Source organism: Maribacter sp. UH1, from assembly GCF_056839145.1.
In genome coordinates this window covers 4,678,300-4,686,126 of the sequence record NZ_CM166387.1, presented here as the reverse complement: position 1 = coordinate 4,686,126, position 7,827 = coordinate 4,678,300, and the positions used below count along the sequence as shown (strand labels likewise).

The window sequence follows — 7,827 nt, the reverse complement described above, 5'->3', positions numbered from 1 at the left end:
AATAAATTATACTCTTTTAATGGTTAGTGTTGAGCTATAGGTGATTATAAAAAATCAATATAGGTTCTCGTTCAACTTGGGCAAATATGTGAACAAAATATTGAAAAAAAAAATCGATTGTCATTGAATTTGACCTTTTTTTTTCTCATGTTCGCTTACTCAATAGGGGAGCTTTTAAATATATACTTTTTACTTGAAATAAATGCGAACAAACGAAATTTCTTTTCGAATTAGATACTCAGAAACTGACCAGATGGGGGTTGTCTATCATGGTAACTATGCTCAATACTTAGAATTGGCAAGAGTTGAATGGTTAAGGGCGTTAGGTATTTCTTACAAAAGCATGGAGGAAGGCGGAATTATGCTTCCGGTAATAAGTTTGTCCATAAAATATTTGAAGTCGGCTTTGTATGATGATTTAATAACTGTTAAAGTTATTTTGAATAAAAAACCTGCTGTAAGAATTGAATTTGATTATGAAATTACGAATGAGGCAGGAGAATTATTAGCTACGGCAAATACCGTGTTGGTTTTTATGGATATGGAGCGTAAAAGACCTACTAGATGTCCGCAAATACTTTTAGATAAATTGGGGTATTGAAAATTATTCAATTTCCTTTATTTCTAATTTGTGATGAGCTTTTAAAAGCTTCATTGTTTTTTTAAAATCACTTTTATTGATGGAGAGTATCATTTTGCATTTCAAATGTAAATCTTGAGAAACGATATTCAGTTGGTATTTTTTTACCAAACGCATTACAATATCCATTTCTGAATATTCAAAAGTTACCGATAGTTGTTGCTGTAAAACCTTGGTAACTATTTTAGCATTTTCCAACGCTAGCTTAGCGGCTTCTTTGTAGGCACTTATTAATCCGCCTACACCTAATTTTGTACCACCAAAAACACGTACAACGGCAACTAGGGTATTTGTTACATCAAAAGATTGTAATTGACCATAAATGGGCATACCGGCAGAATTGTTTGGCTCTCCATCGTCATTAGCGCGATATGATTTTGATTCAATACCCATTTGCCAAGCATAGCATACGTGGTTTGCCGTGGGATATTCTTTTTTAAGAGCTTCAATATGTTCTTTAATCGTTTCTTCATCAGAAACAGGAAAACAATAGCCATAAAACTTACTCTTTCGTTCTTTGAACAAAATAGGACCAGATGGTTTGGCGATCGTTTTATAAGCGTCCATTGTAGTAATCGGTATATTTTAAATGAAAGTCATTAGTTGCTGACCAAAAGCGACTAGAATGATACTAAAGATAGCCAATCCTATTCCAAACCAATTTTTGATCGTTAGGCGCTCTCTGAAAAGTAAAATACCAAGCAAAGTTGAGAACATAACAATAGCAACATTGTTTATGGTAAAAACCGAAGCACTGTTCCACGTAGGATGTTGTAGCGCTTTTAATAAAAAGTAGATGGAAAAATAATTAGGTATACCTAAGCAAATACCACCAAGTATATTTTTGAAATTAATTTTAAGTCGTTGCTTCGTAGATTTAAATGCTATGAAGAATAAACCGAATATACCTGCAGCGGCAAAAACAGTAGCTGAGAACAAGGCATATTCCTCTTCGGGCATATGCGCATCTTGAAAATACTTTATGCTGGTATCGATAGTTCCGGAACCTAGAAAGACCAAAACAGGTAGTGCAAAAGCCCATTTCTCCGCTTTGATCTTCTTTTCTTTTAATGAAGTAAAGTAAACGGCTAATAAGGCTAATATGATTCCTATAATTTCTAATACTCCAAGTGATTCTTTATAGAAGAACACTCCGAATAGCACCGGTATGGTTAACGACATTTTTGTAGCAACCGAAGCAACAGAGACTCCCAGTTTCTGAGAGGTGGCTGCCATTAAATTGAATATCAGTATGAAAAGAAGACCTAGAGCGACACTTCCCCAGAACCAACTTTTCTGCGGTATTTCGGCTAGGTGTATGGGCTCATTATAATAAATGACACCTACAGTGCAAGCAACAAAGTAATTGGTAATTATGGCATATATCGTTTGAACCTGATATTTGGCATACAATTTAAAAATAACGAAGATTAGACTTGAGAAAAGAATGCTAAGCGCTAAATACATCATTTAGAGATGGCTTAAAGTTTCTAGAACATCTTCTTTACCTACTTGAAGATTCCAGCAATGTATACCTAGCTTAGAAGCGGCATCTGTATTTTCTTTAGTGTCATCTAAAAAGAACGTCTCATTTGCATTTAATTCATTTTCTTTCAAGACAAATTCATAAATATCTGTATTAGGTTTGCGCATTTTCATTTCTTGAGATAGGTAGAAAACCTCAAAACAGTTTTTAAACCTGTTGAAGCGTTCCAATCCCATGGATTCTTTCACTTTGTCTATGTGTAAATCATTGGTGTTACTTAATAAAAACAATCGGTATTTATTATCGTTTTTTAATTTTTCAATGAATTCTAAGCGTTCTTCAGGAAAATCTAAAATAATAGAATTCCATGCGTCTTTAATTTGATCTTTAGAAGCATTGGTAAAAATACCCTGTAGTCGATTAACAAATTTATCAGACTCCATTAATCCCATTTCGTATTCTTTAAAAATGGTATCCAATTCCGGGGTCAATTCGGTAAACCCAAATTTTGCCATTTCTAATAAAGGGGCTTGCTTATCTAGATTAATGAAGATATCTCCAAAATCAAATATGATATTTTTAATCATTACGTATTACGGTTAGTTGGTCGGTTAAAATTTGAATTTGTTTTAGTTTGCGTCCTGATATTTTTGGTGCGGCAATGCCTTTAGAGAATCTGTTTGTTCCTTTGAAAATTCGTGCTTCATCCCAAAGGTTAGCATAAATAAAACTTTGTAGTGTTCGTAATCCGCCTTCGATTATGACACTTTGTATTTGTTCTTCGTGCATCATATCGCACATTTGTTGTGGTATGTTAGAATTAAAATCTAAGACTTTATAAGTTACTTCGGCAATATCATCTTTGCGTTCATTTATTTCGGTACAAACAATGGTCTTTTGTTTTCCGTCAAATACATGGTAATCCGTTGTTATTTTTAGGCTTCTATCTAATACTATGCGTGTTGGTGCTTTGCCGTCCCAATCTCTTAGGTTTAATTGCGGATTGTCATCTAAGACCGTATTCGTGCCTACCAAAATACCAGCCTCTTCACTTCGCCATTTATGCACTAATTGTCGAGATTTGGTATTGGTGATCCAATAAGGTTTCTTCTCTTCTCCACGTTTTAATGGTTCAGGAGCAATAAATCCATCAGCGGTTTCTGCCCATTTTAAAATTAAATATGGTCGTCTTTTGGTGAAAAAAGTAAGAAAGCGTTTGTGATGTTCCTCGCATTCTTTTTGTAGAATACCAACTAGTACAATACAACCTGCTTCTTCTAATTTTTTAATTCCTTTACCGGCTACTTTCTCATGCGGGTCCTTTAAACCTATAACAACTTTAGGGATTCCCATTTTTACGATTAAATCTGCACAAGGCGGAGTTTTCCCGTAATGAGAACAAGGTTCTAAGGTTACATAAATGGTAGATGATTTTAAAAGCGAAACATCAGAAACCGAGTTAATTGCATTGACCTCAGCGTGAGAGCCACCGTATGCGCTAGTAAACCCTTCGCCAATAATTTTATCATCATGTACAATTACAGCGCCTACCATAGGGTTGGGTGCTGTTAAGCCTAGTCCGTTCTTTGCTATCTGTATACAACGAAGCATGTAGGTTTCATCGGTAGTAAGCGCATCTCTATTTAGCGACATCGAATTGTTGGTATCTAGATTATTAATGGACATCAAACTTTAACATTATACGCATATCACGTATCTTCACACTTCAAAAATAGTACTTTAAAACCTATTGCCTTATTCTTATGGAAAATGTCATTATCCGTGAAATTAGAAAGGAAGATAACCCACAAGTAGCCAAAGTTATACGAGAAGTATTAGCTGATATGGGTGTTCCAAAAGTGGGAACAGCATATGAAGACCCTTCATTAGATAGCATGTTTGAACATTATGAGAAACCTAAGGCAACTTATTTTGTTGTAGAAGAGAATGGTTCTATTTTGGGATGTGCAGGTATAGCTCAATTAGATAATTATGAGGGTAATGTAAGTGAGCTTCAGAAAATGTATTTTTTGAAAGAGGCTAGAGGTAAGGGTTTAGGGCATAAAATGATAAGCGTTTGTCTAAATCGTGCCAAAGAATATGGTTTTGATTCTTGTTATCTAGAGACATTACCTAGTATGGAAGCTGCCCAGAAATTATACAAGAAAATGGGCTTTGAATATATAGAAGGCAGAATGGGAGATACTGGTCATTATTCTTGTCCCGTATTCATGCTTAAAAAATTGTAACTGTGTTATTAAAGGAGATTAAAAATATATTTCATTTAGAATTAGATGCTATTTATGGTAAGGACGAGGTAAATAGTTTCTTCTATTTACTAATTGAGCATTATTTTGATTTAGAACGTTTCGTTCTGGCATTGAAACCAGAGTTGATTATAGATAAAGAACAGGAGACTGTTATATTTCAAGCCTTATCTGAATTAAAACTAGAAAAGCCTATTCAGCATATTATTGGAACATCATATTTTATGGACCTAGATTTTAAGGTCAATGAGCATGTATTGATACCAAGACCTGAAACTGAAGAATTGGTTCGTTGGATATTGGATGATGTAAAAGATGTAAAACAATCATTGACTATTTTGGATATGGGTACAGGTAGTGGGTGTATTCCAATTTCTGTGGATAAGAATTTGACGAATGCAAAAGTATTCGGGTTAGATGTTTCTACGGATGCTTTAAAAGTAGCAGATGAAAATAACCGATTACTTGGTGCTAGCGTAAAGTTTTTCAAAGCGGATATACTTTCGCTTGATAAAGAAACGACAACAAAAGAATTAGACCAGAAGTTTGATATCATTATTTCTAATCCGCCATATGTGCGAGAATTAGAAAAAGAAGAAATGCAGAATAATGTCATAGCACATGAGCCTGGTTTGGCACTTTTTGTTCCTGATGAAGACCCTTTAAAGTTTTATAGCGCAGTAGTTAATTTTGCAGCTGACCATCTAAATGAAGACGGATGTTTGTATTTAGAGATTAATCAGTATTTGGGTAAAAAAACGATGAGTTTATTAGAAGAATCTAATTTTAAGACTATAGAGTTACGGAAAGATATGTTTGACAATGACCGCATGATAAAAGGAATAAGAAAATGAAAAGTATTGTAGTTTTTTGCGGTAGTAGTGAAGGTGTTGATTCTGCATATGGTTTACAGGCATCAGAATTAGGAGAGACTTTTGGGAAGAATAATATTCAATTAGTTTATGGTGGCGCTAAAATAGGCATCATGGGTAAAGTAGCTGAAGGAGTATTAAACAATGGAGGAAAGGTGATAGGAGTAATTCCTGTATTTCTAAAAAAGAAAGAAGTGGTTCATGAGGGCTTGACAGAATTAATAGTTACCCAAAACATGCATGAACGTAAATTGAAGATGCATGATCTATCTGACGGAATAATAATGCTACCTGGCGGATTTGGAACGTTGGAGGAATTTTTTGAAATGTTGACCTGGTCTCAGCTAGGGCTACATCAATATCCGATAGGAATATTAAATACAAACGGATTTTATGATTCCCTTTTAAAGATGATGCATGACATGGTCAAAGAAGGTTTTGTAAAACAAGAACATATAAATACTATTTTGGTGGACGATGATATAGATTCATTGTTAGAGAAAATGGAAAATTACATTCCGTTGCCAACGCCAAAATGGATTAATAAAGAGCAGCTTTAAGTAATATGAAGGCAAAAATAGAAGCACTTAGAAAAGAGTTACGAGAGCATAATCATAATTACTATGTGTTGGATAGTCCGACCATTTCTGATTATGATTTTGATATGAAATTGAAAGAATTACAGGATTTGGAGGCAAAACATCCAGAATTCTATGATGCCAGTTCACCTTCACTTCGGGTTGGTGGAATGATCACTAAGAATTTTGCGACCGTAGTTCATGAGCACAGAATGTATTCTTTAGATAATTCGTACTCCAAAGAAGATTTAGAAGATTGGGAGAAACGTATTCAGCGTAACCTAGGCGATGTGCCTGTTGCTTTTACGTGCGAGTTAAAGTACGATGGTGCTTCTATCAGTATAACCTATGAAAAAGGAAAACTGATAAAGGCAGTTACCCGTGGTGACGGAATTCAGGGAGACGATGTCACCAATAATATTAAAACGATAAAATCTGTTCCGCTGCAATTAAAGGGAGATTACCCTGAGAAGTTTGATATACGTGGAGAAATCGTTTTGCCTTTTGACGGATTCATGAAAATGAACGAAGAGCGCGTAGCAAATGGAGAAGATCCATACATGAACCCTAGAAATACAGCATCAGGTAGTTTAAAACTTCAGGATAGTAGTGCTGTTGCGGAAAGACCGTTGGAGTGTTTGTTGTATAGTATAGTAGGTAGAAACTTGAATATAGATTCTCAGTTTCACATGTTAGAGAAAGCCCGTGAATGGGGTTTCAAAGTACCGACCGTTGCGAAGCTTTGCCAAACTACAGATGAAGTTATGACTTTTGTAGAGGAATGGGATGTGAAAAGACATGAATTGCCATATGAAACAGACGGAGTAGTAATCAAAGTAAATAGTCTTCAGAATCAAGAAGAATTGGGCTTCACTTCCAAAGCTCCAAGATGGGCAATGGCATATAAGTTTAAGGCAGAACAAGTTTCTACTACCCTCAATGAAATTACATATCAAGTAGGGCGTACAGGGGCAATTACACCTGTAGCAAATTTAGAACCTGTTTTATTGGCAGGTACAACGGTCAAAAGAGCTTCATTGCATAATGCAGATCAAATAGAAAAATTAGATATTCGTGTTGGTGATACCGTATTTGTAGAAAAGGGAGGGGAAATTATTCCTAAAATTATAGCGGTAGACTTAACTAAGAGACCAGCAGATTCAGTTCCAACGGAGTATATACATCAATGTCCGGAATGTGGAACAGAGCTGACTAGAACAGAAGGCGATGCTAAACATTACTGTCCTAATGAATATGGTTGTCCTCCACAGATAACAGGTCGTATTCAGCATTTTATTTCAAGAAAGGCAATGGATATTGAAGGCTTAGGTGGTGAGACAGTAGAGTTGTTATTTAAAGAAGGTTTAATAGACGATTATGCAGATTTGTATAAACTCACCAAAGAAGATATTTTACCATTAGAGCGAATGGCTGAGAAGTCCGCCGAAAATTTAGTCAAAGGAGTATCAGAATCGGTAAAAGTGCCTTTTGAGCGTGTTTTATTCGCTTTAGGTATTCGTTTTGTAGGGGAGACCGTGGCAAAGAAATTGGCAAAAGCATATAAGAATATAGATGCGCTAAAAGAAGCAACTCTAGAGCACTTGACTTCGGTAGATGAAATAGGTGATCGTATAGCACAAAGTGTGATAGACTTTTTTGCAAATGAAAAGAATATAGATGCTATAGAAAGATTACGTAACTACGGAGTGCAATTAGAAATATCTGCAGAGAAATTACAAAACCAGACCGATACTCTAGCAGGGAAAACCTTTGTAGTATCAGGTGTTTTTGAGATATTAAGTAGAGATGAACTTAAGAAGAAAATAGAAGATAATGGCGGTAAGGTAGGTTCTTCCATATCATCAAAGACTAGTTTTTTGGTTGCAGGAGATAAGATGGGGCCAAGTAAGCGTACCAAAGCAGAGAAGCTGGAAATACCGATTATCAGTGAGCAAGATTTTATAAACATGTTAGCATAAACAAC

Annotated in this window: 9 protein-coding genes; 5 read left to right on the top strand and 4 right to left on the bottom strand. The window is 35.3% G+C overall.

Annotated features, from left to right (window positions below):
- Positions 1-202: 202 nt before the first annotated feature.
- Complete coding sequence (locus UH1x_RS20510) at positions 203-601, top strand: acyl-CoA thioesterase (protein ID WP_036154938.1); 399 nt, start codon at positions 203-205, stop codon at positions 599-601.
- 3 nt (positions 602-604) lie between these two features.
- On the opposite strand, the gene UH1x_RS20505 is transcribed toward UH1x_RS20510, so the two are convergent.
- Genes UH1x_RS20505 through ribD form a run of 4 tightly spaced genes read right to left on the bottom strand, consistent with a single transcriptional unit; the run spans position 605 to position 3,812 of the window.
- A complete protein-coding gene (locus tag UH1x_RS20505; protein WP_482624104.1) occupies positions 605-1,207 on the bottom strand; it encodes an IMPACT family protein in 603 nt (200 codons plus the stop codon).
- Positions 1,208-1,225: 18 nt separating this feature from the next.
- Entirely contained in the window at positions 1,226-2,110 is an 885-nt protein-coding gene (locus UH1x_RS20500; RefSeq protein WP_482624102.1) for an EamA family transporter, read from the bottom strand.
- Entirely contained in the window at positions 2,111-2,713 is a 603-nt protein-coding gene (locus UH1x_RS20495) for an HAD-IA family hydrolase (RefSeq protein ID WP_482624100.1), read from the bottom strand.
- Positions 2,706-3,812 (bottom strand): bifunctional diaminohydroxyphosphoribosylaminopyrimidine deaminase/5-amino-6-(5-phosphoribosylamino)uracil reductase RibD, encoded by a 1,107-nt coding sequence (ribD, locus tag UH1x_RS20490; protein ID WP_482624098.1) that lies wholly within the window; start codon positions 3,810-3,812, stop codon positions 2,706-2,708. Before ribD ends, UH1x_RS20495 begins: the two co-directional genes overlap by 8 nt.
- Before the next feature lie 77 nt (positions 3,813-3,889).
- Here ribD and UH1x_RS20485 point away from each other — a divergent pair, with 77 nt between their 5' ends.
- The 4 genes from UH1x_RS20485 to ligA are packed head-to-tail and all read left to right on the top strand — an operon-like array spanning position 3,890 to position 7,822.
- The gene (locus UH1x_RS20485) at positions 3,890-4,375 is read left to right on the top strand and encodes a GNAT family N-acetyltransferase (RefSeq protein WP_482624096.1); all 486 of its coding nucleotides are present in this window, start codon (positions 3,890-3,892) and stop codon (positions 4,373-4,375) included.
- A 2-nt stretch (positions 4,376-4,377) separates the two neighbouring features.
- Positions 4,378-5,247: a peptide chain release factor N(5)-glutamine methyltransferase gene (gene prmC, locus UH1x_RS20480; RefSeq protein WP_482624094.1), complete on the top strand. Its 870-nt coding sequence runs from the start codon at positions 4,378-4,380 to the stop codon at positions 5,245-5,247.
- Positions 5,244-5,825, top strand: coding sequence for an LOG family protein (locus tag UH1x_RS20475; protein WP_482624092.1), 582 nt, complete (start codon positions 5,244-5,246; stop codon positions 5,823-5,825). The genes prmC and UH1x_RS20475 overlap by 4 nt, the downstream gene beginning before the upstream one ends.
- A gap of 5 nt (positions 5,826-5,830) precedes the next feature.
- Positions 5,831-7,822, top strand: a complete 1,992-nt coding sequence (gene ligA, locus UH1x_RS20470; protein ID WP_482624090.1) for an NAD-dependent DNA ligase LigA — start codon at positions 5,831-5,833, stop codon at positions 7,820-7,822.
- Positions 7,823-7,827: the final 5 nt, after the last annotated feature.